Origin of the sequence: Microbacterium sp. SL75 (assembly GCF_026625865.1) — a bacterium.
Taxonomy (GTDB): Bacteria; Actinomycetota; Actinomycetes; order Actinomycetales; family Microbacteriaceae; genus Microbacterium.
This window is the reverse complement of sequence record NZ_CP113067.1, coordinates 964,257-988,362: the sequence shown is the minus strand read 5'-3', so window position 1 is coordinate 988,362 and position 24,106 is coordinate 964,257. Positions and strand designations below refer to the sequence as shown.

Sequence of the window (24,106 nt, the reverse complement as noted above, 5' to 3'; positions counted from 1 at the left end):
CGTCGCGAGGGTGGCCGACGACGCGGTGCGTCATGGGCGCTCGATGCGGAGCGGGCGGCTCAGAAGACGTACTCGAAGCAGAGCGAGCGCGGCATGGTCTCGAGATACGGCTCGTACACGGGGATCGGCGTGAACCCCGCGGCGGTGTACACGCGCAGCGACTCGGGCTGCATGCGCCCGCTCTGCAGGATGACGCGCCGTGCGCCAGCGCGTCGGGCGAGGTCGACGACCTCGGCGGTGAGCGCCGAGCCGATGCCGCGTCGACGGCCCGCGGGCACGACGACGAGGCGCTTGAGCTCCCATTCGTCGCCCAGGCGGCGCAGGATGACGTGCCCGAGCGGGGTGTCGTCCGCATCGATCGCCAAGAGGGTGGCGACGACCTGCTCGGCGTGGACGGCGAGCGCCTCGGCGCGCTTCGCGGCGACCTCGGGGGAGTCCTCGGCATCGGCGTCGCGATACCGCTCGTCGAGGTCGGCGTCCAAGACGCCTCGGAGCGTCACGGCTCGGGGATCGTCGACATTCACCCTGTCGATGCGGAAACCGGGGAGATTCACCCGTCGAGCCTAGGCGTGCGCGGGAACCACGCGGTGCGGAGGGACGGTACGGCGTGGAGCAGGACGTTCGGATCCTGGGGAAAAGGAATGCGCGCCGGAGACGAACGGTTCCGACATCGACAGAATGAGCACGGGGGATGCCATGGGATTGTCGTTCGGGATACTCGCGGTGAGTGTGGCCGTCGCGGGCGCCGTGATGTTCGTCGCCATGCCGCGCTGCGGAACCCCGGGCCCCACGACGCTCTTCTTGCGGTTCGCCGCCGTCGCGGGGGTGACGGCGGCCGGTTCCAGCGCGATGTACTTCATCTACGGCGCGGGCGGTGGCATCCTGACCCTCGTTCTCGGGGACGTGGGGATGATACTCGCGCCCGCCCTGCTCATCATCGCGCTGAGCGCCCTCGAGGGGCGGCGCGCGCGGAGGATCTCGGCGGTGATCCTCGCCCTCGTGCTCGTCGTCGCCGTGGTGACCGCCACGGTGCCGCTCCCGAACTCTCTCGCGGTGAAGGCCGTCGCCCTCGCCACCACCTGCGGCGCGTGCGCCTGGGTCGCCGCCCACTCTCGCGTCGAGCCCTTCGGCCCCCTTCGCGTGATCGCGCTGGCGACTGCTCTGTTCGCCGTCTATTCGCTGTCGCGTGCGATGGTGGGCGTCGTCATCGGCTGGGACTCGCCGCTGTATCGCTACGCCTTCTCATTCGCCCCCGCGACGATCCTCGGCGCTCTCGCCGTCGTCGCGATCGGTGCGGCGGTGGTGCGCGTGCGTTTCGGTCCGCGCGTCGAGACGGAGCCCGTGCACTGTCCGGCGGGGGCGACGGTCGTCGTGGGCGATTGGAACCTGGCATCCGCCGCCTATGGTCCCGATCGCATGCGGGGGCTCGTCGCCGACCTGCGCTCCGCCGCACGCGATCTCGATCCCGGCGCCGCCGACGTGCCTCGCGGGACCGAGACCATGGTGCCCGATGCGGTCTCGGCGCTCGGCGCACGCCTGCGGAACGTCTACGGGTGGGAGCCCGAGCAGACCATCCTGCTCGTGGACGGCACCGCCGCCGGGGCGATCCGCACGCAGCAGGGGCGCTCCGCGAGGAGGGAGAGAGGCTCGTCGCGGTCCTGAGTCTCGACTAAAGTGATACTCGGTTTCAGCTTTCGAAGGAGAACGCATGGATATCGCAGGAGCATCCGCCCTCGTCACCGGCGGCGCCTCGGGACTCGGTCTCGCTACCGCGCGCCGGCTCACGGAGGCCGGAGCCCGTGTCACCGTCGTCGACCTGCCGTCGTCGAACGGCGCCGCGATCTCCGAAGAGCTGGGCGGGTCCTTCGCCGCCGCCGATGTGACCGATGCCGAGCAGATCGCCGCCGCGGCAGCTCTCGCCGCCGAGGCCGGGCCCCTACGCGTCGTCGTGAACTGCGCGGGGATCGCCCCACCGGCCAAGGTGCTCGATCGCGACGGTGCCCCTTCTTCTCTGCGGGATTTCGAGCGCGTCATCCGCGTCAACCTCATCGGCACCTACAACGTCATCGCGCAGGCGTCCGCCGTCATGGCGAAGACCCAACCGACCGGGGGCGGCGACCGCGGCGTCATCGTGAACACCGCGAGCGTCGCCGCCTTCGACGGACAGATCGGTCAGCCCGCGTACTCGGCGAGCAAGGGCGGCGTGCACGCCATGACGCTCCCCATCGCCCGTGAGCTCGCGCGCCACGGCATCCGGGTCGTGACCATCGCCCCCGGCATCATGGAGACACCGATGCTCAAGGGCCTGCCACAGGCGGCGCAGGACTCCCTCGGGCAGCAGGTGCCCTACCCGTCGCGCCTCGGCGCCCCCCACGAGTACGCGCGCCTCGTGCTCGCGATCGCCGACAACGGCTACCTCAACGGCGAGACCATCCGACTCGACGGCGCGATCAGAATGGCACCGAAATGACCGACGGCATCCTGCTCCACATCGACGACGGGCTCGCCCGCGTCACCTTCGACCGCCCCGCCTCGCTCAACGCGATGGACTTCCCTATGGCCGCGCGCTGGCGAGAGGTCGCGCACGAGGTCACCTCCGACCCCTCCGTCGGAGCGGTGATCCTGGATGCCACGGGCCCCGCGTTCTGCGCGGGAGGCGACGTGGTGGCCATGGCGACCACCGGTTCGTCGGGCGCCGAGGTGACCGAGACCGCTCGGGCGATCCACGACGGTATCCGCACCTTCGCCGAAGCGCCGCTGCCGATGGTCGCCGCCGTCCAGGGCGCGGTCGCCGGCGGCGGACTCGGGCTCATGCTGACCGCCGACTACGTCGTCGCGAGCGAGAACGCCCGCTTCGTCAGCCGCTACGCCAACATCGGGCTGACGCCCGACCTGGGTGTGTCCACTCTGCTCCCCGCCGCGATCGGCCAGCGTCGCGCGCTGCAGCTGCTGCTGCAGGACCGCATGCTCGATGCCGCGGAGGCCCGGGAGTGGGGTCTGGTGGCCGAGGTCGTGGCATCCGAAGCGCTGAGCACCCGCGTCGAGGAGATCGCGCGCTTCTGGCTCGACGGCGCGACCGCGGCGTTCGGGCAGGCGACGCGGTTGGTGCGCGTGGGCGCCGGACGGTCGTTCGGTGAGAACCTCGACGACGAGGCCGCCACCATCGGCGCCGCCTTCGATACCCCCGAGGCGCAGGCGCGGGTTGCCGCGTTCGCCGCCGCCTCCACGAAAGGACGCTCGTGACGCTCTCGGGAAAGACCATCCTCATGTCGGGCGGGAGCCGCGGGATCGGCCTCGCCATCGCGCTGCGCGCCGCCCGCGACGGCGCGAACATCGCGATGCTCGCCAAGACCGACACCCCGCACCCGAAGCTCCCCGGCACCGTGCACACCGCCGCGGAGGAGATCCGCGCGGCCGGCGGGCAGGCGCTGCCGATCGTGGGCGACGTCCGCGACGAAGCCTCGATCACCGAGGCGGTTCTTCGCACCGTGGGCGAGTTCGGCGGGATCGACATCGTCGTCAACAACGCCAGCGTGATCGATCTGTCGGGCTCGTTGGACCTCGCGACCAAGAAGTACGACCTCATGCAGGACGTCAACGTGCGCGGGACGTTCCTGCTGTCCCGGGCCGCGGTGCCCCAGCTGAAGGATGCCGAGAACCCCCACATCCTCTCGCTGTCGCCGCCGCTGAACGCCACGCCCAAGTGGCTCGGCGCGCACACGGGCTACAGCCTCGCGAAGTTCGGCATGACGATGGCGACCCTCGGCCTGGCGTCGGAGTTCGCGAGCGACGGGATCGCCGCGAACACTCTCTGGCCGCGCACGACGATCGCGACCGCGGCTGTGCAGAACGTCATCGGCGGCGACCGCCTCATGGCCGTCTCGCGCACGCCCGAGATCTACGCGGACGCCGCGTACGAGGTGCTGTGCGCTCCGTCGCGCGAGGTGACCGGGCAGACGCTGATCGTCGAGGACGTGCTCGAGCGCGCCGGAGTCACCGACTTCGGCAAGTACGCCGCCGTGCCGGGGACCCCGGACACGGCGCTGTACCCGGACATCTTCCTCGATTGATCGCGGGGTCATCCCCCGCATAAACGCCGTTCGCGCGCAGAAACGCGCTGTGCTCGTGTTTGCGTGAGCTGATCGCGTTTCTGCGCGCGTGAGGGCGGCCGGAGGAGCGAGTCAGCCCCGCGGGCGGAGGAGGCGGGGCGATCTCGGGGAGGTGAGCCGGACTCAGATCAGGCCCAGGTCCTCGAACGCATTGTGCACGCCGTCGTCGAGCACCGCCGTCGTCACCCGACCGGCGAGGCGCTGCAACTCGGCGGGGGCGTTGCCCATCGCGACGGGGGTGCCGACGACCTCGAACATCTCGACGTCGTTCCAGCTGTCGCCGATGCCGATGGCATCCGCCGCCGACAGGCCCAGCTGGGAGAGCACCGCGGTGATCGCGGAGCCCTTGGTGACGCCGGCCTGACCGATCTCGCCGTTCGAGCCGCCGGGAAGGGGGATCGAACCCGGGATGACGTGGAAGTCTTCGCCCAACTCCGCCGCCGCGTGGGCGACGGTGTCGATCGAGGGGCTGACGAACACGGCCTTGGCGACGGCGTCGCGGTCGACCTCGGACACCGGGCGGGGCTCGCGCCACAGCGGTTGTTCGGGCGGAAGGCCCTGCGCCTCGAGTTCTGCCGCGCGACGCTCGTGGCGCTCGCGCCGGTACTCCGTCATCACGGGGCCCATCCCGGGGCTCGCGTACACCCCGCCGTGCGTCTGGAGGAAGTAGTGGATGCCGTGGGCTTCGAAGTACCGCTCGAGCTCCTCGACGGCCCCGCGGGGCATGGGGCGTTCGACGATGGGGGTGTCTTCGCCGGGATCGCCGCCGCGGGTCGCGTACGCACCCCCGTTCGTGATCGCGCCGTCGAAGCCGATGGCCAGCACCTCGGGGTGGATGTCTCCTGCGGAGCGACCGGTGCAGAGCCACACGAGATGGCCGTTCTCGCGCGCCGTGCGCACGGCTGTCACCGTCGAGGGCGCGATCACCGAGCCGTGCTCGAGGATCGTTCCGTCGACGTCGAGGAAGGCGATGCGGGTCATGTGCACTCCAGAAGGGGATCGGCGCCGGGTCCTGGGACCCGGGGCCGATCCGATGAGGGGGATCAGCGCGTGAGGGACGCGCCGTTGGATCGGATGACGTCGGCGTACCAGCCGAACGACTTCTTCCGGTAGCGATCGAGCGAACCGGTGCCGTCGTCGTTGCGGTCGACGTAGATGAAACCGTATCGCTTGCTCAACTGGGCGGTGCTGGCGCTGACGATGTCGATGCAGCCCCACGAGGTGTAGCCGAGCACCTCGACGCCGTCTTCGATTGCCTCGCCGACCTGCACGAGGTGGTCGTTGAGGTACGCGATGCGGTAGTCGTCGACGACCGTCTTCTCGCCGTCGACCTCGACGAGCTGGTCGCGCGCTCCCAGACCGTTCTCGACGATGAACAGCGGCTTCTGCCACCGGTCCCAGAACTGGTTCAGCACCAGGCGCAGGCCCACGGGGTCGATCTGCCAGCCCCACTCGCTCGCCGGGAGCGTGGGGTTCGGCACGCCGCCCATGAGGTTTCCGCGGCCGGCGACCTTCTTCTCGGGGTCGACGGTCTCGGCGATCGACATGTAGTAGCTGAACGAGACGAAGTCGACGGTGTTGGTCAGATCGTCGCGGTCCTCATCGGTGATGTCGAGCTCGATGCCCTTCTCGCGGAGCGTCCGCAGGAAGTAGCCCGGGTAGGCGCCGCGGGTGTGCACGTCGCCGTAGACGAGGTTGCCGTGGTCGGCCTCCATCACGGCGACGGCGTCGTCGGGCGACGGCGTCAGCGGGTAGATCGGCATCGACAGCACCATGCAGCCGACCTTCGCGTCGGGGGCGACCTCGCGGGCGATGCGGGTGGCACGGGCGGATGCCACGAGCTCGTGGTGCATCGCCTGGTACAGCTGCTGCTCGGGAACGCCGCCCTCGGGGATCGGGATGCCGCCGCTCATGAAAGGCGCGTGCAGCAGGGAGTTGATCTCGTTGAAGGTCAACCAATACTTCACGCGGGCGCCGAACCGCTCGAAGAGCGTGCGCGCGTACCGCTCGTAGAACCCGATGAGCTCACGGTTGGTCCAGCCCCCGTACTGCTCGGCCAGGTGCAGGGGCGTCTCGTAGTGCGAGATCGTCACGAGCGGCTCGATGCCGTGCTTCTCGAGCTCGTCGAGCACGCGATCGTAGAACGCCAGGCCCGCTTCGTTGGGCTCGGTCTCGTCGCCCTTCGGGAAGATGCGGCTCCACGCGATCGAGAAGCGGTAGACGCCGAACCCCATCTCGGCGAAGAGCGCGATGTCCTCCGCGTAGCGGTGGTAGTGGTCGATGCCGATGAGCTTGAGGTTGTCGGGCGTCGGCTGCTCGCTGCGCGGACCCGAGATACCCTTCGGCATCACGTCCTGCACCGAGTACCCCTTACCGTCCTCGTCGTAAGCGCCCTCGATCTGGTTGGCGGCGGTGGCGCCGCCCCACAGGAAGCCGTCGGGGAAAGGAGTGTTCGTCATGTTCTGTGCCTCCAGGGAGTCAGCGGGCGGTGGAGAGGGAGTCGACCGAGATGGCGCGGAACAGCGTCTCGCCGTGCGAGAGGGGCCCGGATGCCACGTCGGAGACGTCGGGGTACAGGTCGCCGTTGGTGACGATGACCGGGGTGATCAGGTCGTAGCCGGCCTTCTCGATCGCGTCGCCGTCGAACTCGACGAGCAGGTCGCCCGCCTTCACCTCGGTGCCGGACTGCACCTTCAGCGTGAAGTGCTCGCCGCCGAGCTTGACGGTGTCGAGACCGACGTGGATGAGCAGTTCGACGCCGTCCACTCCGCGCAGGCCTACGGCATGACCGGTCGGGAAGGCCGCGACGACTGTTCCGTCGAAGGGCGCGTAGACCGCGCCCGAGGTCGGACGGATCGCGACGCCCTTGCCGAGCGAGCCGTCGGCGAAGGCGGCATCCGGAACCTCGCTGAGAGCGACGACCGTGCCGTCCACGGGGCTCGACACGACGGTGTCGGTCGCCGCGGCCGGTGCGGCGGGAGCGGCGGCGTCGACCGGGTCGGTGAAGCCGAGCAGGACGACCAGCACGAACGGGACGGCGATGGCCACGAGCAGACCGATGCCGAGCATGAGCATGTTGCCGTTACCGAGCAGGGCAGGAAGAGCCAGACCGGAGGGCACGACGAACGCCTTCGAGAACACGCCGCCCATCGCGATGAGCGCGCCGCCGAGCGCGCCGCCGACGACGCCGAAGGCGAAGGGGCGCTTGAGGGGGAGGTTGATGCCGTAGATCGCGGGCTCGGTGATGCCGGCGAGGAAGCCCGACAGCGTGGCCGGAGCGGCGAGCGAGCGCAGGTTCTTGTTGCGGGTGCGCACCAGCACGCCGGCGACGGCGGCCGCCTGGGCGAGCACGGCGGCGAACACGGGGCCGAGGAGCAGGATCTGACCGGTGGTCTGGTACTCGAGCTGGAACAGCGGCACGAGACCCCAGTGCAGGCCGAAGATCACGAAGACCTGCCACAGACCGCCCATGATCGCGCCACCCAGCCACGGGAGGGTCTGGAAGACCCAGCCGATGCCGGCCGCGAGGCCACCGCCGAGGAGGCTCGAGATCGGGCCGATCACGAGGAAGACGAGCGGCACGGCGACGAGCACGACGATCATCGGGGTCAGGAAGCGGCGCACCGCGCCGGGCAGGACCTTGAGCAGGAAGCGCTCGGCGTAGCTCTGCAGCCACACGATGATGATCACCGGGATGACGCTCGAGACGTAGCTGACCATCGTGACCGGGATGCCGAAGAAGGTGATGTCGGGCTGACCGTTCAGCGCCGTGATGGTCGGGTACACCAGAGCGCCGGCGATGGCGAAGGAGGTGAACTCCGACGCCTTGAAGTAGCGGGCCGCGGTGATGGCCAGCGCCAGCGGCAGGAAGTTGATCAACGCATCGGACAGCGCGTTGAGGATCGTGTAGGTCGTGCTCGTGGCATCCAGCCATCCGAAGGTGACGGCCGCGGCGACGAAGGCCTTCAGCAGACCCGTGCCCGCGAGGGCCCAGAGGATCGGCGTGAAGATCGACGAGATCATCGTGATGAACCGGTTGAAGAGGTTGCCCTTCGCCCCGCTCTCGCCTCCCTCGGCGTCGCCGCCGAGCGTGGTCTGCGACTGGATCGCGGCGTACACGTCGGGCACGTCGTTGCCGATCACGACCTGGTACTGACCGCCCGCCTGGGCCGTGGTGATGACGCCGGGCGTGGCGCGGATCGCCGCGGCATCCGCCTTGCCCTCGTCTTTCAACACGAACCGAAGCCTCGTCGCACAGTGCACGAGGGATTGGACGTTGCTCTCTCCACCGACACCGGCGAGGACCCCCGCCGCCGTCTTCGCGTGATCCGCCATCGGAACCGCCTGCCTTTCGCCGCATCGATGCGGCCTGTTCGAATGTTCTGTGGCGACGCTGCCGGGTGTTTCGGGCAATAAAAAAGACCCGAATCCGTTCATCGCTCGTCAGCGATGTGGATTCAGGTCTTGCCCGCTCGCGCGGTAACAATCCGGAAAACGTCGGCAGGGTGTGACGCCTGCGACGGTGACTATAGCACCGGGGCGTCGGGGCCGCCACTGTCGTCGGCGCGGCCCAGGCTCGTCGCGAGGCGCTCGACATGCACCGTGAGGTAGAGCACCTCCTCGTCGGTGAGGGTCGACCCGGTCGCCGCGAGGACGTAGGCCTTGACGGCCTCGGCGATGCCAAAGGCGCGGGGGTAACGGTGCTTGGCGAACTCGAAGAAAGACGAGTCGCCGCTCGAGAGCATCGCGCGGTTCACGAGCCGCTGCAGCAGGAAGCGCACGTGCAGGATGAAACGCGCGTAGTCGGGGCTCTCGGTGTCGAGCGCGACGCCGAGGCCGGTCTCGACGGTGCGCACGACGTGCTGCACCCGACGGAACAGCAGGGCCGCGGTGCCGTTGGGCTCGTCGCGCGTGGCGTTGAGCAGGTGCATCGTCAGGAACACGCCCTCTTCGGGCGGGAGCTCACGGTCGAGGGAGGCCGCGATCGAGGTCGCCATGCGCTCCGCGGCGCGTGATTCGTCGGGGTGGAGGATCCGTAGCTCGGGCATGGAGGTGCCGGGGATGCGGATGCCCTGATCGAGGCGTTCGATCACATAGGTGATGTGGTCGATGACCGCGAGCGGTAGCCGGCGCCCCAGGTCGCGACCCAGGTCGCGCTCGGCCTGGTCGACGGCGTGCAGGACCGCCTCGACGAGCGCGTACGGCGCGTCGGTGAGGAGCTTCTGGGCGTGAGCGGTGTCGCTGCCCTGCTCGAGGACGAACGTCTTCTCGACCTTCGCGGGATCGACGCGGCCCTCGTGCTTGAGCTGGAAGCCGATGCCCCGACCCATGAGCACGCGCTCGCGGCCGTCGCCGTCGATCGCCACGACGACGTTGTTGTTCAGAAGCTTCTGCACGCCGCCGGGCGGGAGGGAGACGTCACCGGCACCGGGCATGGGATGCATCCTAGGGTGCGGTCCCGCTGCGTACGCGCGTGAGGGGCGAGAACGGGACTCGTCGGGCCGAGGAAGGACCGCTCGCGCGGCGGTGAAGCGCCCAGCCGCGGCGCAGATGCGCCCGGTACCCTGGAAACCATGACTGATCAGCCCCCCGTGCGCACGACGACGCCCCGCCCGGTGCGCCCCGAGGGAGCCCCGGCGAACACCGGCATCCGCCAGGTGCGCCCCAAGACCGAAGGATGGCAGCAGGCCAAGGACGAGACCGGTCGTCCGCTGCTGCAGTTCGCCAGCCCCAAGCGCGGCAAGCCGCCGGTGCACCTCGCCGACCTCACGCACGACGAGCGCATCGCCAAGCTCAAGGAGCTCGGCCTCCCCGGCTTCCGCGCGAAGCAGCTCGAGAAGCACTACTTCACCCACTACACCTCCGACCCGGCCGACATGACCGATCTGCCGGCATCCGGTCGCGAAGAACTCGTCGCCGGAATGCTGCCGCCGCTGCTCACCGAGGTGCGCCGGCTCGAGACCGACCGCGGCGACACCATCAAGTTCCTCTGGAAGCTGCACGACGGCGCGCTCGTGGAGTCCGTTCTCATGCGCTACCCCGGGCGCATCACGCTGTGCGTGTCGAGCCAGGCGGGGTGCGGCATGAACTGCCCGTTCTGCGCCACCGGCCAGGCGGGACTGACCCGCAACATGTCGGCGGCCGAGATCGTCGAGCAGATCGTGCGCGCCAACGCCCTCATCGCCGTCGGCGGCCTGGGCGGCAAGAAGAGCTCCGACCACTCGCTCGACCGTGTGTCGAACATCGTCTTCATGGGCATGGGTGAGCCGCTCGCCAACTACGCCCGCGTCATGCAGGCCGTGCGCGTCATGGTCGACAAAGACCACGGGCTCGGCATGAGCGCCCGCGGCATCACGGTGTCGACCGTCGGTCTCGTGCCCGCGATCAAGAAGCTCGCCGACGAGGACATCCCGGTGACCTTCGCGCTGTCGCTGCACGCGCCCGACGACCACCTGCGCGACGAGCTCATCCCGGTGAACTCGAAGTGGAAGGTCGACGAGGCCCTGGATGCCGCCCGCGCCTACTTCGACAAGACCGGGCGCCGCGTGTCGATCGAATACGCCCTGATCAAAGACATGAACGACCACGCCTGGCGTGCCGATCTGCTGGCCGACAAGCTCAACGCCCGCGGCCGGGGCTGGGTGCACGTGAACCCGATCCCGCTGAACCCGACTCCGGGCTCGATCTGGACGGCATCCGAGGTCCCCGTGCAGAACGAGTTCGTGCGCCGCTTGAACGACGCCGGCATCCCGACGACCCTCCGCGACACCCGCGGCAAAGAGATCGACGGGGCGTGCGGCCAGCTCGTGGCGACCGAAGAAGACGAGGCGGCCGCGGAGGCGACGCCCGTCGGCTGAGCCCCGTCCCCGACCGACTCCCGCCGCTTCAGCCGGCTACGGCCGTAACGACCAGGTTGTCCACGTAGTGGCCGGTGGCCGGGTCCCACGCCCCCGCACACGTCACGATGCGCAGTTCCGGGGTGGGGACGGGAGCATAGATCGACGCGGTGGGGAAGGTGTCCTTCTCGACGGTCTGCAAACCGGTCACGACGAAGGTCGCCGTCGTGCCGTCGCTGCGCGATATCGACACCCGGTCTCCGGCTTCGAGCCGCGGGAGGTCGAAGAAGACGGCGGGGCCCGTGGGTGAATCGACGTGCGCCGCGATCACGGCAGGTCCCACGGCTCCGGGCAGCACGCCCTTCTCGTACCATCCGACCGCGTTGTAATCGGTGGGGGCTTCGATCCACCCGTCTGCTCCGCGATCCAGGCCGACGAGGTCGGAGTCGACGCCGATGGCGGGAATCGAGATGTGCGTGGGCGTCGCGCTAGAGGCAGCGGGCGCTGAGACCGGGTCCTGCAGCCCCGCTGCGGCCCCGCGCGCGTCGCCTGCGGCGGCGGCGCCCCCGCTGGTCGCGCCCGCCGCCGCCCCGTCGTCGCTCAGCGGCGGGCAGCCGCCGAGCACATCGTCGCTCAGCATGGCCGTGGTCAAGGCGTTCCATGCGTCGCCGTAGTACGTCGGCGTGCTCGAGGAGGTCTCGGTCATGCGCGAGAGGTCCGCGCGCGCGGCCTCGTCGCGATCGCCGCCGGCGAGGGCTGCGGCTCGAGCCGCGTAGGCGCTCGCGTGCCGATCGCCGGTGACGCCCCCGCCACCGGAGTCCAACTCGGCGGGCAGCACCTCATCCGTGGGGAGCGCGTCGGCCATCCGACCCGCGAGTGCACGGTCAGCGGGATCGCACGACTCCGCGAAGCGGATCGGCGTGCGAACGGCGTCGTATCCGTACCGCGGCTCGCCGCCGCCGCCCGCGGAGCCGGCGATCGCTACTGTGCCGTCGTCGGCGACCGTTGCCCAGTTGGTCGGCAGGGGATTCGCGTCGAGCAGAGCCGCGGTGGCTGCGCGACTGCCCTCGGCCAGTTCGTCCCACCGGGTGTCCCCCGACGCGTCCGACAACACCGCGTATGCGGCCGGCGATGCGTAGGAGGGGTTGTAAGCGTGCGGCGTCGAGGTGGCCCACGGCCCCGGCAGCAGGATGCGGCCGAGGGCGGTGGTCGCGGTCATGCGATCGAGCAGCGCCGTACCCAGCTCGACTCCTCGCTCGCGGAGGTCGTCGCGTCCGAACTCGTCGCCGGCCAGCACCAGGGCGCGCGCGGCGTCGAGGTCGGCGTCGGAAGCGGGCTGATCGTCGACGACGGAGCCGTCCTTCCACTGCCAGGACAGCAGCAGGTCGTCGCGCTGCAGGTTGTCGACGGTCCAGTCCCAGATCCGGTCGAACTGCTCCTCGTCGTCGGCGGCCACGGCCAGGAGCAGGCCGTACGCCTGCCCCTCACTCACCGTGTCGCCACCCTGATCGGTTCGCACGACGCGTCCGTCGTCGACGTAGGTCGACAGGAACGCGGATGCCGTGGCGACGGTGCGCTCGCGGGCGTCGGAGACCTGCTGCGCCGGCGCGGTGCATGCACTGAGCGTCACGACGCAGACCGCGGCGACGACAGCGGTCGCGAGGGTCTTCCTCCCGCGCATCATGCGGTGCCCTTCGAGGACCGACGGCGCAGCACCACCATCGTCGCAACGAGTCCGCCGAGGAGTGCGACGACGCCGCCGATGAGCCCAGCGGGCGCCGCGGACTGCACCGCCGTGCCGCCGCCGCCCGTGTGGATACCGCCGGTGGGCATGTCGGCGAGAGTCGCCGAGTCGGTGACCGTCCGGGCGGTCAGCGCGCCCGCGGCGTCGTCGAGCACGAAGATGGTCGAGACGCTCCCCGCGGGAAGGGCGACGGCGGAGGATGCCGTTTCGTCTGCGCCCGAGAGCTCGAGGTTCCAAGAGCCGGCGGGCACGGCGGCGTAGCCGGTTGCGGAGCCGGAGGTCACGGCCTGCGCGATCGACCGGCCCTCCGCCGTGTCGACGTCGACGCGGGGCTCGAGCGTGGACGCCTGCACGACGCGCACGCGTGCCTGGCCCTCCGCCGGGGCGGAGAGGTCGTCGTCGAAGACGGTGGTCTTCAGCTCGGCGTTGCGCCCGTATGCCGCAACGGTGATGGGCTCTCCCGCCGACACCTCCACCGACTGCTGCACGACGGGTTCGGAGTCGTCCGTGGCGTCGGAGGGGACCATCGACACGACGTACGTTCCCTCGGCGAGAGGGATGTAGTCGCTCACCGCGCCGTACGAGACGTCGTCGAGCTCGTAGACGACCGCACCGCCGGCCAGCGCGGTCATCTGCACGTCGACCGATTTGGTATCGGGCGAGAGATGCGCGACCCGGGCCCAGCCGCTCGGTGCGGCCGGTGCGGCCATCGCCGCGGGCGCCGTTGCGACGCCGAGGGCCAGGGGGAGTACGGCTGCGGCGGTCAGGGCAAGGCCGCGCAGGCCGATCCGAGACCGACGGGCGGGACGGGGGGAGGGGGAGGAGATGGTCATGGCGGATCCTTTCTTCGGGGGGAGGGGGATCGAACGGGTGAACGGGATCATGAAGCGGGACGGGGGAGCAGGTCGGTGGGTTCGTCGGGTGAGAACGTCACGATCACCCCGGCGTCCCCTCGCTCGACCGAGACCGGGCGCAGAGGACCCGCGAGCGACGAGAAGAACCGCACGACCTCGTCAGCGCCGGGAGCGTCACCGCGTGCGTCCTGACCGGCGAACGAGCTCACGACGAGCTGCCGGTGGACGCCCGAGGGGTCGCCTCCCAACTGTGCGATGTCGGCGATATCGACGCGACCGGTCGCCGCCAACTGGCCCAGCGTGAGCAGGATGCGGCCGTCCACGATGCCGGAGGTGAGCAGGTCCTGCTCCGGGCCGGGCACACCGACGTCGGGGTTCTGCAGGAGCTGCTGACCGGCGACGGATCGGGCGGCGTAGAGCCCGTCGTCCGAAGCCTGGGCCAGTGCCGCCTGGTTGCGATCGACGAGGCGCACGTCGACTTGTTGCGCGCCTTCGCCGAAGGACGCCACCACCACGCTGTTGTCGATCGCCTGCCGCACCGTGGGGAACTCGGTGGGGAACGTGCGCATCGAGTCCGTGGTGACGACGTAGTCGTAGTCGCGCCACCCGTCGGGAGCGAGCCGCTGCACGTCGGTGTCGGTGTCGGCCTTGTAGTACCAGACCACGTTCTCGCGGTCGAAGCCGGCGTCGACGAGATCGACCCACATCGCGTCGTCGACGAGCATGCGCGCGTCTCCCGGCGCGTTCTGGGTCATCCATGTCTCGGCGTCACGGAGGGGGCGATCGAGGTCGGCGAGCAAGAAGCCCCGGAGCTGCGCCGCCCACAGCGGCCCGGCCGCGAGGAGCGCGACGATCAGGCCGGAGGCCAGCGCGACACCCGTGAGGCGCTGCAGCACGGCGTCCGCGCGCAGCGTTTCGACGGCCCGTTGGCCCATGCCGGCCACGACGATCGCGGCGAACGGCAGCAGCATGATGACGTACGGCACAGGGAGGTAGCCCCCGCGGAACATGAACGCCGTCAGCGCCAGCAGAGTGATCGCCCACGGCCTCAGGCGACGAACGAACAGCGCGGCGACGGCGGCGGCCAGCGCGGTCACGATGAGCACGGCGTCGAGCTGCCACCACAGACCGATGGTCCGCGACATGAGGCTCTCGGGATCGAAGAGCGATCCGCTGCCCTCTCGCGACGACAGCTGGAAAGCGAGACCGTCCCACAGGCTCACCCGACCGGGTGCCGGGGTCACCTCGCCCTTCACCAGCGCGAACGCCACGTAGGTCAGACCGATCAGGGCGAGGACGGAGGCCGCGACCGACACCGTGTACCGACGCGTCGTCCGGTCGGCGCCCCGCCACATGAACCAGGCCACGAGCGGAAGTGCCAGCAGGTAGGTCTCTTTCGTGAGAACCGCCACACCGAAGGCCGCCGCCGCACCGGCGTAGCCGATCAGCTGGGCGCGCCGACTCATCGCGAGCAGCAGCGCACCGAGCAACCACGCGGTCGCGATGTTGTCGAGGTACACCTGACGGTGGAACTGCACCGCGAGCGGCGACAGCAGGAAGATCGCCACGGCGACGGATGCCGTGAGCCGGGCGAATCCGATGCGGCGTACGAGGCACCACAGCAGCACCGCGGCGATCGCGGTCGCAACCAGCATCGCCTCGCGGGCGGCGATCACGGCGACGTCGTATCGGTCCCACGCGTCGGTGAGCCCGGCCCACGCCGCGATCTGGATCCACCCGAGCGGCGGATGGTCGTACCAGTACGTGTAGTGAGTCAGCTCGCCGAGATTGCCGAGGCTCCACGCCTGGGCGGTGTAGGTGCCCTCGTCGTCGATGCGCTGGGGTGAGCCGCCCAGGTTGAGGGCATTGACCAAGATGCCGATGAGCAGCGGAGGCACAAGCCACGCGGCATCGACCAGACGCTCGCGCCACCGCGATCGTCGGGTCTCTGACACCCGCTCCGCTCGACGAGAGGCGGGGGCAGGGGACGTGCGATCGAGGATGGAGGTCATCGGTTCACCGCCACCGTCGTGGTCACGAGTTCGGACGTCGCGGCCGGGGCCGCGGCGGCATCCCGGTGCGCACCCGTGTGCTCGGTCTTCTCCCAGCTGCCGTCGCCCTTGAGCTGGCGAACGACCGAGCGCACGGCCGCGGCGGCGAGGAACACCTGGTAGGGAACGAGGCCGAGGACGAGACGGACGTAGTCGCGCACGCGCACTTTCTTGTCGTAGACGCGTCCGAACTCCGTCAGCCCGGCAGCCTCCGCGACGAGGGTGATCACCGTCGGCACCAGGGGGAGGAACGTGATGAGGGCGACGGGCGTCGGCACCTTGACCAGCAGGATGAACGCGATCGAGATGGGGATCAGCAGTCCGGTCGCCGCCTGCAGGAACGGCATGTTCAGCAGGTAACGGGCGTACATGCGCTGGCGCAGGGTCGGCAGTGCCTTCCATTCGCCTTTGCCGAGCACCTGCAGGAAGCCCTGGTTCCAGCGCGTGCGCTGCTTGTAGAGCGACTTCAACGTGGGCGGGGTCTCCTCACGCGTGACGTATTCGGGGTTGTAGGCGACGACGACCTTCGCGCCGTCGCTCGACAGGCGCACGCCCAGTTCGCAGTCCTCGGCCAGGCACTGGTCGTCCCAACCGGCCGACCACTGCAGCCGCTCGCGAGTGACGAAGACGGTGTTGCCCCCGAGCGGGATGAACTTCGACCGGGCGTGGAAGTGCAGACGCGAGCGGAACCAGAAGTAGTACTCGAGCACGTTGCGCAGCGACCACCAGCTCGTCTCGAAGTTCATCAACTGCACGCCGCCCTGAACCACGTCGGCACCGGTCTCCTGGAACTTGGAGTCGACGACGGTGAGCAGACCGGGGTGCACCTCGTCTTCTGCGTCGAACACGCCGACCACGTCGCCGGTGGCGATCTGCAGGGCGCGATTGAGCGCCTTGGGCTTGTTCTTGGGGACGCTGTCATCGACGACGACCTTGATGAGGTCCGGATGCCGCGCTGCCGCCTGGCGGACCACGAGCTCGGTGCCCGGGTCGTCGTGCCCGACGATCGCGATGATCTCGAAGTCGGGGTGATCCTGTTGCGCGAGGCGATCGAGGGTCTGGCCCATGACCTCTTCCTCGTGCCGGCCGGGGACGAGGAGCGTGAAGCGGTGTCGAGCGGGTCGCGGGGACGAGCTGAACTGCGTCGCCCGCAGGTCGTCGGCGGAGCGCCAGGCGTGCAGCATCCACCACAGCGTCGTCGTGGCGACGACGGTCAGGGCGAGAGCGAGCACGATGACGCCGCTGTAGCCGAGCCATTCCCCGATCGACCAGTCGGGAAGGAACCCGCCGGGGGCGGAAGTACCGGGCTGGACGGGGATGACGGTGTCGGTGACGCCGGTCGAGCCTTGACCGGGGGCGGGGGTGACCGGCGTCAGCAGGGGGTCGGGCGTCGGGTTCGGGGCGGTCTGCGAAAGGAGGGGGGACTGCAGCAACGACAAAAGAACCTCCAGCGTCCACATGGACGGTTCGAGGGCGGTAAGGGGAGTTGCGCGACGACCGGGGGCGAAAACGTCTCGCACAGGTGGTTCGGGGGCAGGCGGGGGGAATGGTTTGGACGGCACAGGGGATTGCCAGGCTCGGAGGTCGAGGCCGTACCCCGATGTCGCGTTCGAAGACGAGAACGGACACCTTCTCGACGTCACCGTCGAGCGGCGGGTCGTTCTTGGCGCAGGGGCCCGGCCCGCAGCTCATCGAGACTCCCGTCGGCGGGTTCGCCGTCACGGTGCTCGGATGAGATGCCGCCTCCCCGCACGGCGCCCCGGTGACCCACACGGTGTGGGCCGCTCAGACCGGGGGAAGGGTGCGCGGCTCCTGGCCGATCGAACTCGATATCGTCGAGGGGCCGACGGTCGCGGTCACCGCGTGGCTGGTCGACGTCGATCCGACCAGCCCGGGCTGAGCCTGCTCCCCGGCTCGCCTCGCCCGGCGGGGAATCCATGAGGGCGGCGCTGCACCGGCGTCCGCGATGCCGCAGGCTCCTACGGCGGCCTCAGCGGGCGCGGCCTGCGCCCAGCACGTGCGTGCGAAGGTCGTCGAGTGTCTGCTGCATGTGCTGGTCCATCGCGCGGCGCGCGCCCTCGGCGTCGGCGTCGCGCAGCGCCTCGAGCACGTGCTCGTGCTCGGCGATGGCGTTGTGCTGGATGACGCGGACGGCCGACGTCTGTGCGCGGCGCTCCGAGAGCACCTCGGTGAGGGGAGCGAACATCACCGTGAGGAACGGGTTGCGCGATGCGGCGAGGATGCGGTCGTGGAACGACAGGTCGGCGGCGACGAAGGATGCCAGGTCGTCGGCCTCGTGAGCGTCGCGCATCGCCGCGAGGTCGGCGGCGATGGCCTCGACCTCGTCGGGGCGTGCGCGCTCGGCCGCGAGGGCGGCCGCACCTGTCTCGAAGATGCGGCGGAGCTCGATCAGCTGCTCGGCGGCCGAGGCGTCGCCGGTCGCGGAGGTGGCGGCGAGCACGGCGCTGAGCGAGGTCCAGCGCGCGAGCGGCTGGACGAACGATCCGCGTCCGCTCTCGACGCGCACGACGCCGCGCGCCTGCAGGGTCTTGATGGCCTCGCGCACGGTCACCCGACTGACGTCGAAACGCTCGCCCAGCTCGGGTTCGCTGGGCAATACCTGATCGGCGACGAGTCGGCGCGCGACGATGTCGTCGAACAAGCCGTCGACCACCTCGTCGACACGTGAGCGTCGTGCCATGGCATCCCCCTTCCGCTCCAACCTAATCGCCGGGCCGGGGAACTCTCGTCCCCGACCCGGCGTCGATGCCGAATGCCTCAGCCCGCCAGGGCGAACACCGCCCAGGTCAGCAGGAAGCCGGCCACACCCAGGATGGTGGTCAGCACCGTCCACGTGCGCAGGCCGTCGGCGACCGTGAGGCCGAGGTAGCGCGTGACGATCCAGAAGCCCGCGTCGGTGACCATCGACAGGCCGAGCGAGCCGAAGCCCACGGCCACGGCGATGGCGGCGATCTGCACCGGGCTGTACCCGGCCTCGGCGACGCCGGCCGACAGCAGGCTGGCCGTGGTGACGATGGCGACGGTCGCCGAGCCCTGCGCGGCGCGGAGCGCGAGCGTGATGAGGAACGCCGCACCCAGCAGAGGGACGCCGAGGTGTTCGAGCGTGACCGACAGGGCGGTTCCGATGCCCGAGGCCTGCAGCACCGCGCCGAACACGCCGCCGCCGGCGACGACCAGCAGGATCGACGCGATCGGGGGCATGGAGCTCTCGAACACCTCGTTCGTGCGGGCCAGACCCCAGCGGCGACGGACCGGCAGCACGAAGAAGGCCACGATGACCGCCACGAGCAGGGCGAAGGCCGGGGTGCCGATGAAGGTAGCGATGCCACGACCGCTCGATCCGGCCGGCAGGCTGAGCGAGAGCATCGTGCCGACGAGGATCTGCACGATCGGAAGGGCGATCAGGGCGACGACGGTGCCGGTGCTCGGCGGCGCCATGACGGTTCCGTCGGCGCGGCGCGACTCGATGACCGTGGAGGTCTGCCCGAACTCCGCCATCTGGGTCGCGACCCGCGGTGCGAGGGCGTACTCGGTGCGGTTCATGATGCGCGCGACCCAGAAGCACAGGAAGCCGAGAACCGCGCAGATGGGCAGGGCGATCGCCGTGACCAGGCCCAGGTCGGCACCGAAGACACCGGCACCCGCCACGATGCCGGGGTGCGGCGGGACGGCCACGTGCACGGCGAGCATGAGACCGAACATCGGCAGGCCGAACACGATCGGCTTGACACCCGCGATCTTGCTGAAGGCGTAGAGGATCGGCACGAGCACGATGACGCCGACCTCGAAGAACACCGGGATGGCGACCACGAACGCCACGATGGTCAGGGCGATCGCCACACGGCGCGGCCCGAGGCGGTCGGTGAAGCTCTCGGCGAGCTGCTGCACGCCGCCCGACACCTCGATGAGGCGGCCGAGGATGGCGCCCAGCGCGATGATGATGAGCACCTTGCCCATGGTCGAGCCGACGCCGTTCGCGACCAGGGTGAAGACGTCACCGGCGGGGATCTGCGCCGAGATCGCCACGACGACGCTCGTGATGAGCAGTGAGACGAACGCGTGCACCTTGAACAGGATGATGAGCACCAGCAGCAGGGCGATGCCCGCCGCGGCGATGGCGAGCAGCGCACCGGTGCCGAACTCCACCGCCGGGGCGATGGGCGGGGTGTCGGCCGTGAGGATGGGAAGCATGGCGGGATCTCCTTCGATCTCGGGTGAACGTGTCGTCAGCCGTGACGACGTTCGGGGGCGACGGCGCGGATGACGGCGGAGTCGTCGTTCGAGCCCAGACCCTGGGCGCGACCGCTGAGGTAGAGCTGCTCGGCGGCGGCGGCGACCGGCGTGGGCAGGCCCACGCGACGCGCGGCGTCGCCGACGATGCCCATGTCCTTGACGAAGATGTCGAGAGCGCTCAGCACCTCGGCGCCTTCCTCGTCGTACGCCTGGAGCATGCGCGGGCCGCGGTTGCCGAGCATGAACGACGCGGCGGCACCGCCCATGAGGGCCTCGAGCGTCTTCTCGGGATCGAGTCCCAGGGCGTCGGCCAGGGCGAGGGCTTCTGCCGCGGCGGCGATGTGCACGCCGCAGAGCAGTTGGTTCACGGTCTTCAGCGCCTGGCCGTCGCCGGCGTTGTCACCCACGATGGTCAGGGTGGATGCCAGGAGCTCGAGCACGGGCGCCGCCTTCTCGCGCGCGGCGGGGGAGGCGCCGACGACGATGAGCAGGTCGCCCTGACCGGCGCGCACGGGACCGCCCGAGAGCGGCGCGTCGACGAGATCGATGCCGTCCGCCTCGAGGCGCTCGGCGACGGGACGGATGCCGGCGGTGCCGACGGTGCTGGTGAGGATGACGACCGATCCCGGGCGCAGTGCGGGCGCGATGCCGCTGTCGCCGAAGAGCACGTCGTCGAGCTGGTACTGGTCGCGCACCGCGAGCAGGACGGCGTCGGCCTCGGCGACGGCCGCGCGGGCGGAGGGGAACGGAGTGACGCCCTGCTCCTCGGCGAGGGCGAGGCGCGACGGGGCGATGTCGAAGCCGTGGACCGTGAGTCCGGTGGCCAGGCGGGTGGCCATGGGCAGGCCCATGGCTCCCAGCCCCAGGACGGCGACGGTGGAGGTGGTGGTCATCGGAGAGCTCCTTTGCGTGCGGATGGGTCAGCGGCCGGTGACGGCCGCGGGCGTGCGGGTGAGGGTGGACACGACCTGGGCGAGGGCGTCGTCGTCACCGACGTTGCCCGCGAAGACGACGTACGGGATGCCGGTGGCCGGGCCGTCGGCGGGCTCCCAGAGCGAGATGATGCCGGGCAGCATGGGGCCGCGCACCGTGGCCTGGCGCATCGCGAGCCCGTGGGCGGCGACGTCGCTGGAGGTGATGCCTCCCTTCGCCACGACGAAGCGTGGCCGGGTGCGGGCGACGACCTCGCGCACGACGTCGACGACGGCGGCCGACACGGTGCGGGCGATCCGCAGACTGTCGTCGGCGGTCGCGGCGGTGGTCACCGTGCGGGTCGTGCTGATGACGACGTCTGAGCCCTCCAGCTCGTCGACGACGCGGTCGGCGATGGCGCGGAGGTAGGCGGGCGCGCCGTCGGCGTCGAGCACGCGGGCGACGTCGATCTCGATGTCGGTGAGGTCGGGGTTCGTCTCGCGCAGGCGGGAGAGCTGGCGGGTGGTGACGGCCACGTGCGAGCCCACGACGATCAGCCCGCCCCGGTCGGTGCCGCCGTCGGGGTAGATCTCGGCAGCCGTCAGCGGCTCGCGCCTCTCGCTGCCGATGCGGGCGCGCACGAAGGGCGGTCCCACGCGTGAGAGCAGGGTCTTGCCGCGCCGACGTGCCTCGATCAGACCGACCGAGATGAGCCGCAGGTCGTCTTCGGTCACGACGTCGCACACGATCGGGGTGAGGTCCACGGCATCCTGGATCGCGTCTGCGACGGCCGTCGCGCCCGCGCGGATGGTGCCGAGGTCGAGCGTGATGACGGCGTGGGCCGGGTAGCGACCACCCGACTTCTCCTCGACCCAGGCCGCGAGGTTCGAGCTGCGGTAGCCGAACGTCGCGTCGCGGGCGAACTCCGTCTCGCCGATCGGTTGCAGGTCATCACCGTCGCGCATGTAGTGGACGCCGCCGACGGTGATGCGACCGGCATCGGGAAAGGCGGGGACGATCACGACCCCGTCGATCGGTGCGCCGCCCGCCGCCGCGACGGCGGCGGCGAGGGTATCGGTCTCGAGCGGGAAGTGCCCGCGCAGGGTGGAGTCGCCCCGGCTGACGAATTCGACCTCCACTCCCGCGGTGGCCGCGGCGGCGAGGGCGTTCTGCGCCACCTCGAGGTTGCGCAGGCGAGCGTCGTCGTCGCCGAGGCTGCGGGCGTTGGTGAGCACGTAGACGGCCGGGGCCTCGGTGGCGAACACCGCGGCGAAGTCGTCGATCTCCCAGCGGGTGAGCACGGGCAGGTCGGCGACCGATTGCGTTCCCGTCGGATCGTCGTCGAGCACGACGAGGCGGGAGCCGAGCGCCTCGGAGGCCGCGCGCACCTCGTCGGCGCTCACGGCGGCAGGGGCGGGGAATGCGCGGAGGGCGTGCGCTTCGTTCATCGTCTCACTCCTTCGTGGTGTGACCATCAGCGGTCAGGCGTCAGCCATCATATGGCTTCGAGTGTCGGATGCCAAGAGCTGTTCGCCGCGTACCCACCGATGGATGGATGCCGTTTCCCGGCCCGTCGTGCCGGTCCGCCCCGCTCGCCGCCAGACTGGGGACATGAGCGAGAACGTCGTGCGGGTGGAGAACCTGCGCAAGACCTACCGAGGGGGCCTCGAGGCGTTGCGCGGGGTGAGCTTCGACATCCGCCGCGGCGAGACGTTCGCGCTGCTCGGGCCCAACGGTGCAGGCAAGAGCACGGTCATCGAGATCCTCGAGGGCTACCGTGACCGCACGAGCGGCGAGGTGCGCGTGCTCGGCGTCGACCCGCACCGCGGCGGTCTCGACTGGAAGGCACGGCTCGGCATCGTCCTGCAGAACACCGGTGAGGCCCCGACCGCGTCGGTGCGCGAGCTGCTGGCCCACTTCGCCGCGTTCTATCCGCGGCCCCGCGACGTCGACGAGGTGATCGCCGCGGTGGGGCTGAGCGAGAAGGCGAAGGTGTCGGTGCGCAAGCTCTCGGGTGGTCAGCGTCGCCGCGTGGACGTCGCCCTCGGCATCGTCGGCCGACCCGAGCTGCTGTTCCTCGACGAGCCGACCACGGGTTTCGACCCCGAGGTGCGGCGCCAGTTCTGGGACCTCATCCGCGAGCTGCAGGACGAGGGCACCACCATTTTGCTGACGACGCACTATCTCGACGAAGCCGCCGAGCTGGCGGAGCGCGCAGCGATCATCGTCGGTGGGCAGATGGCATCCGTCGGTCGTGTCGACGAACTCGGGGGACCGTCGGCGCGTGTGCCCTTCGTGCGGTGGCGCGAGGGTGGCGAGGTGCGCGAGGAACGCACGCAGGACCCCGGGGTCGTGGTGGCGGAGCTGTACGCCCGCCTCGGCGAGCCCGAGCGGCTCGAGGTCGTGCGTCCGAGCCTCGAAGACGTGTACCTGTCGTTCCTCGGCGACGAGGCGCGTCGTATCACCGCGGCCGGGGGCGTCGCGTGAGCCGCGTGCTGCGGCTGGGCGCCGCGCGCATCGCCTTCGAGGTGCGTTCGTACTTCCGCCAGGGCGACTCGGTGTTCTTCACCTTCCTCTCCCCGTGATGATCCTGCTGATCTTCGCCGTCGCCTTCGACGCTCAGACCTTCGGTCCGCCCGGAGACGAGGTGGATGCCGCGCAGTTCTACCTCCCCGCGATGCTCGCCGCGGGCGTGCTGCTGTCGGGCTTGCAGAACATGTCGATCGACATCGCGATGGAGCGCAGCGACGGCACGCTCAAACGCCTCGGCGGCACCCCGCTGAGCCCCGTGTCGTACTTCATCGGCAAGCTCGGTCAGGTCCTGGTGACCGGCCTCCTGCAGTCGGTGCTGCTCATCGTCGTCGCCGCGGTGTTCTTCGGGGTGCCGCTGCCGACCGAGCCGGAGCGCTGGCTGACCTTCGCGTGGGTGTTCCTGCTGGGGGTGACCACGTGCGCGATCCTCGGCATCGGCCTGTCGGCGCTGCCGCGGACCGGGCGCAGCGCCACAGGCGTCGTCATCCCGATCGTTCTCCTGCTGCAGTTCATCTCGGGCGTCTACATCAACTTCGCAGCCCTCCCCGAGTGGCTGCAGAACGTGGCGAGCATTTTTCCGCTGAAGTGGCTCGCGCAGGGCTTCCGCTCGGTGTTCCTGCCCGAGGGCTTCGCCGCGGCCGAGCCGTCGGGCTCGTGGGACCACCCGCTGATCCTTTTGGTGACGGGACTCTGGCTGGTGCTGGGGCTCGCGCTCGTGCGTCTGACGTTCCGGTGGATCCGGAAGGACGCGTGACGGCGAACCCGCCCTCGCACCCTCACGCATAAACGCTTCCCGCGACCATAAACACGCTCT

The 24,106-nt window shown here is 70.2% G+C and carries 21 protein-coding genes; 8 read left to right on the top strand and 13 right to left on the bottom strand.

The window, feature by feature from the left end; translation table 11 throughout:
• Positions 1-59 precede the first annotated feature (59 nt).
• A complete protein-coding gene (locus OVA17_RS04445) occupies positions 60-554 on the bottom strand; it encodes a GNAT family N-acetyltransferase (RefSeq protein WP_267788451.1) in 495 nt (164 codons plus the stop codon).
• Between the two features lie 124 nt (positions 555-678).
• Here OVA17_RS04445 and OVA17_RS04440 point away from each other — a divergent pair, with 124 nt between their 5' ends.
• From OVA17_RS04440 to OVA17_RS04425, 4 genes are read left to right on the top strand one after another with little or no spacing between them, the layout of a single operon-like run.
• On the top strand, positions 679-1,662 hold the full coding sequence (locus OVA17_RS04440) for a hypothetical protein (RefSeq protein ID WP_267788449.1): 984 nt from the start codon (positions 679-681) through the stop codon (positions 1,660-1,662).
• A 46-nt stretch (positions 1,663-1,708) separates the two neighbouring features.
• Complete coding sequence (locus tag OVA17_RS04435) at positions 1,709-2,470, top strand: SDR family NAD(P)-dependent oxidoreductase (RefSeq protein ID WP_267788448.1); 762 nt, start codon at positions 1,709-1,711, stop codon at positions 2,468-2,470.
• Positions 2,467-3,243 carry an enoyl-CoA hydratase/isomerase family protein gene (locus OVA17_RS04430; protein WP_267788447.1) on the top strand — a complete coding sequence of 259 codons (777 nt, stop codon included), beginning with the start codon at positions 2,467-2,469 and terminating at the stop codon, positions 3,241-3,243. Before OVA17_RS04435 ends, OVA17_RS04430 begins: the two co-directional genes overlap by 4 nt.
• The gene (locus OVA17_RS04425; RefSeq protein WP_267788445.1) at positions 3,240-4,070 is read left to right on the top strand and encodes an SDR family oxidoreductase; all 831 of its coding nucleotides are present in this window, start codon (positions 3,240-3,242) and stop codon (positions 4,068-4,070) included. The genes OVA17_RS04430 and OVA17_RS04425 overlap by 4 nt, the downstream gene beginning before the upstream one ends.
• A 162-nt stretch (positions 4,071-4,232) precedes the next feature.
• On the opposite strand, the gene OVA17_RS04420 is transcribed toward OVA17_RS04425, so the two are convergent.
• The 4 genes from OVA17_RS04420 to OVA17_RS04405 all read right to left on the bottom strand — a co-directional run bounded on the left by OVA17_RS04420 (position 4,233) and on the right by OVA17_RS04405 (position 9,544).
• Positions 4,233-5,090 carry a Cof-type HAD-IIB family hydrolase gene (locus OVA17_RS04420; RefSeq protein WP_267788444.1) on the bottom strand — a complete coding sequence of 286 codons (858 nt, stop codon included), beginning with the start codon at positions 5,088-5,090 and terminating at the stop codon, positions 4,233-4,235.
• 62 nt (positions 5,091-5,152) lie between these two features.
• Complete coding sequence (locus tag OVA17_RS04415) at positions 5,153-6,568, bottom strand: glycoside hydrolase family 1 protein (protein ID WP_267788443.1); 1,416 nt, start codon at positions 6,566-6,568, stop codon at positions 5,153-5,155.
• Between the two features lie 19 nt (positions 6,569-6,587).
• A complete protein-coding gene (locus OVA17_RS04410; RefSeq protein ID WP_267788441.1) occupies positions 6,588-8,444 on the bottom strand; it encodes a beta-glucoside-specific PTS transporter subunit IIABC in 1,857 nt (618 codons plus the stop codon).
• Positions 8,445-8,635: 191 nt separating this feature from the next.
• The gene (locus OVA17_RS04405; protein WP_103208169.1) at positions 8,636-9,544 is read right to left on the bottom strand and encodes a PRD domain-containing protein; all 909 of its coding nucleotides are present in this window, start codon (positions 9,542-9,544) and stop codon (positions 8,636-8,638) included.
• A 138-nt stretch (positions 9,545-9,682) separates the two neighbouring features.
• On the opposite strand from OVA17_RS04405, the gene rlmN reads away from it, so the two are divergent.
• Complete coding sequence (rlmN, locus tag OVA17_RS04400; protein WP_267788437.1) at positions 9,683-10,966, top strand: 23S rRNA (adenine(2503)-C(2))-methyltransferase RlmN; 1,284 nt, start codon at positions 9,683-9,685, stop codon at positions 10,964-10,966.
• A 28-nt stretch (positions 10,967-10,994) separates the two neighbouring features.
• On the opposite strand, the gene OVA17_RS04395 is transcribed toward rlmN, so the two are convergent.
• From OVA17_RS04395 to OVA17_RS04380, 4 genes are read right to left on the bottom strand one after another with little or no spacing between them, the layout of a single operon-like run.
• Positions 10,995-12,629: a class F sortase gene (locus OVA17_RS04395; protein ID WP_267788435.1), complete on the bottom strand. Its 1,635-nt coding sequence runs from the start codon at positions 12,627-12,629 to the stop codon at positions 10,995-10,997.
• The gene (locus tag OVA17_RS04390) at positions 12,626-13,522 is read right to left on the bottom strand and encodes a DUF4397 domain-containing protein (protein WP_267788434.1); all 897 of its coding nucleotides are present in this window, start codon (positions 13,520-13,522) and stop codon (positions 12,626-12,628) included. The genes OVA17_RS04395 and OVA17_RS04390 overlap by 4 nt, the downstream gene beginning before the upstream one ends.
• A 47-nt stretch (positions 13,523-13,569) precedes the next feature.
• Positions 13,570-15,555 carry a hypothetical protein gene (locus OVA17_RS04385; protein WP_267788432.1) on the bottom strand — a complete coding sequence of 662 codons (1,986 nt, stop codon included), beginning with the start codon at positions 15,553-15,555 and terminating at the stop codon, positions 13,570-13,572.
• Positions 15,552-17,027 carry a glycosyltransferase gene (locus tag OVA17_RS04380; protein ID WP_267788430.1) on the bottom strand — a complete coding sequence of 492 codons (1,476 nt, stop codon included), beginning with the start codon at positions 17,025-17,027 and terminating at the stop codon, positions 15,552-15,554. The genes OVA17_RS04385 and OVA17_RS04380 overlap by 4 nt, the downstream gene beginning before the upstream one ends.
• A 329-nt stretch (positions 17,028-17,356) precedes the next feature.
• On the opposite strand from OVA17_RS04380, the gene OVA17_RS04375 reads away from it, so the two are divergent.
• Positions 17,357-17,494, top strand: coding sequence for a hypothetical protein (locus OVA17_RS04375; RefSeq protein WP_267788428.1), 138 nt, complete (start codon positions 17,357-17,359; stop codon positions 17,492-17,494).
• Between the two features lie 90 nt (positions 17,495-17,584).
• Here the strand turns inward: OVA17_RS04375 and OVA17_RS04370 are convergent, their stop codons facing one another.
• From OVA17_RS04370 to OVA17_RS04355, 4 genes are all read right to left on the bottom strand, one after another.
• Positions 17,585-18,295, bottom strand: a complete 711-nt coding sequence (locus tag OVA17_RS04370) for a FadR/GntR family transcriptional regulator (protein WP_210076007.1) — start codon at positions 18,293-18,295, stop codon at positions 17,585-17,587.
• Positions 18,296-18,372: 77 nt separating this feature from the next.
• The gene (locus OVA17_RS04365) at positions 18,373-19,806 is read right to left on the bottom strand and encodes a GntP family transporter (protein ID WP_267788426.1); all 1,434 of its coding nucleotides are present in this window, start codon (positions 19,804-19,806) and stop codon (positions 18,373-18,375) included.
• Between the two features lie 35 nt (positions 19,807-19,841).
• Positions 19,842-20,741: an NAD(P)-dependent oxidoreductase gene (locus OVA17_RS04360; RefSeq protein ID WP_267788425.1), complete on the bottom strand. Its 900-nt coding sequence runs from the start codon at positions 20,739-20,741 to the stop codon at positions 19,842-19,844.
• Positions 20,742-20,768: 27 nt separating this feature from the next.
• Positions 20,769-22,208, bottom strand: a complete 1,440-nt coding sequence (locus OVA17_RS04355) for a four-carbon acid sugar kinase family protein (RefSeq protein WP_267788423.1) — start codon at positions 22,206-22,208, stop codon at positions 20,769-20,771.
• Positions 22,209-22,371: 163 nt separating this feature from the next.
• Between OVA17_RS04355 and OVA17_RS04350 the strand changes: the two genes are divergently transcribed.
• Positions 22,372-23,247 carry an ABC transporter ATP-binding protein gene (locus OVA17_RS04350; protein ID WP_267788421.1) on the top strand — a complete coding sequence of 292 codons (876 nt, stop codon included), beginning with the start codon at positions 22,372-22,374 and terminating at the stop codon, positions 23,245-23,247.
• 97 nt (positions 23,248-23,344) lie between these two features.
• Complete coding sequence (locus OVA17_RS04345) at positions 23,345-24,046, top strand: ABC transporter permease (RefSeq protein ID WP_324289912.1); 702 nt, start codon at positions 23,345-23,347, stop codon at positions 24,044-24,046.
• Positions 24,047-24,106 lie beyond the last annotated feature (60 nt).

Bases quoted from the DNA above. Each gene is read 5' to 3' on its own strand.
- OVA17_RS04350 (WP_267788421.1), top strand. From the start codon at position 22,372: ATGAGCGAGAACGTCGTGCGGGTGGAGAACCTGCGCAAGACCTACCGA.
- OVA17_RS04410 (WP_267788441.1), bottom strand. From the start codon at position 8,444: ATGGCGGATCACGCGAAGACGGCGGCGGGGGTCCTCGCCGGTGTCGGT.
- OVA17_RS04390 (WP_267788434.1), bottom strand. From the start codon at position 13,522: ATGACCATCTCCTCCCCCTCCCCCCGTCCCGCCCGTCGGTCTCGGATC.
- OVA17_RS04385 (WP_267788432.1), bottom strand. From the start codon at position 15,555: ATGACCTCCATCCTCGATCGCACGTCCCCTGCCCCCGCCTCTCGTCGA.
- OVA17_RS04345 (WP_324289912.1), top strand. From the start codon at position 23,345: ATGATCCTGCTGATCTTCGCCGTCGCCTTCGACGCTCAGACCTTCGGT.
- OVA17_RS04430 (WP_267788447.1), top strand. From the start codon at position 2,467: ATGACCGACGGCATCCTGCTCCACATCGACGACGGGCTCGCCCGCGTC.
- OVA17_RS04365 (WP_267788426.1), bottom strand. From the start codon at position 19,806: ATGCTTCCCATCCTCACGGCCGACACCCCGCCCATCGCCCCGGCGGTG.
- OVA17_RS04395 (WP_267788435.1), bottom strand. From the start codon at position 12,629: ATGATGCGCGGGAGGAAGACCCTCGCGACCGCTGTCGTCGCCGCGGTC.
- OVA17_RS04440 (WP_267788449.1), top strand. From the start codon at position 679: ATGAGCACGGGGGATGCCATGGGATTGTCGTTCGGGATACTCGCGGTG.
- OVA17_RS04420 (WP_267788444.1), bottom strand. From the start codon at position 5,090: ATGACCCGCATCGCCTTCCTCGACGTCGACGGAACGATCCTCGAGCAC.
- OVA17_RS04435 (WP_267788448.1), top strand. From the start codon at position 1,709: ATGGATATCGCAGGAGCATCCGCCCTCGTCACCGGCGGCGCCTCGGGA.
- OVA17_RS04360 (WP_267788425.1), bottom strand. From the start codon at position 20,741: ATGACCACCACCTCCACCGTCGCCGTCCTGGGGCTGGGAGCCATGGGC.
- OVA17_RS04405 (WP_103208169.1), bottom strand. From the start codon at position 9,544: ATGCCCGGTGCCGGTGACGTCTCCCTCCCGCCCGGCGGCGTGCAGAAG.
- OVA17_RS04415 (WP_267788443.1), bottom strand. From the start codon at position 6,568: ATGACGAACACTCCTTTCCCCGACGGCTTCCTGTGGGGCGGCGCCACC.
- OVA17_RS04370 (WP_210076007.1), bottom strand. From the start codon at position 18,295: ATGGCACGACGCTCACGTGTCGACGAGGTGGTCGACGGCTTGTTCGAC.
- rlmN (WP_267788437.1), top strand. From the start codon at position 9,683: ATGACTGATCAGCCCCCCGTGCGCACGACGACGCCCCGCCCGGTGCGC.
- OVA17_RS04355 (WP_267788423.1), bottom strand. From the start codon at position 22,208: ATGAACGAAGCGCACGCCCTCCGCGCATTCCCCGCCCCTGCCGCCGTG.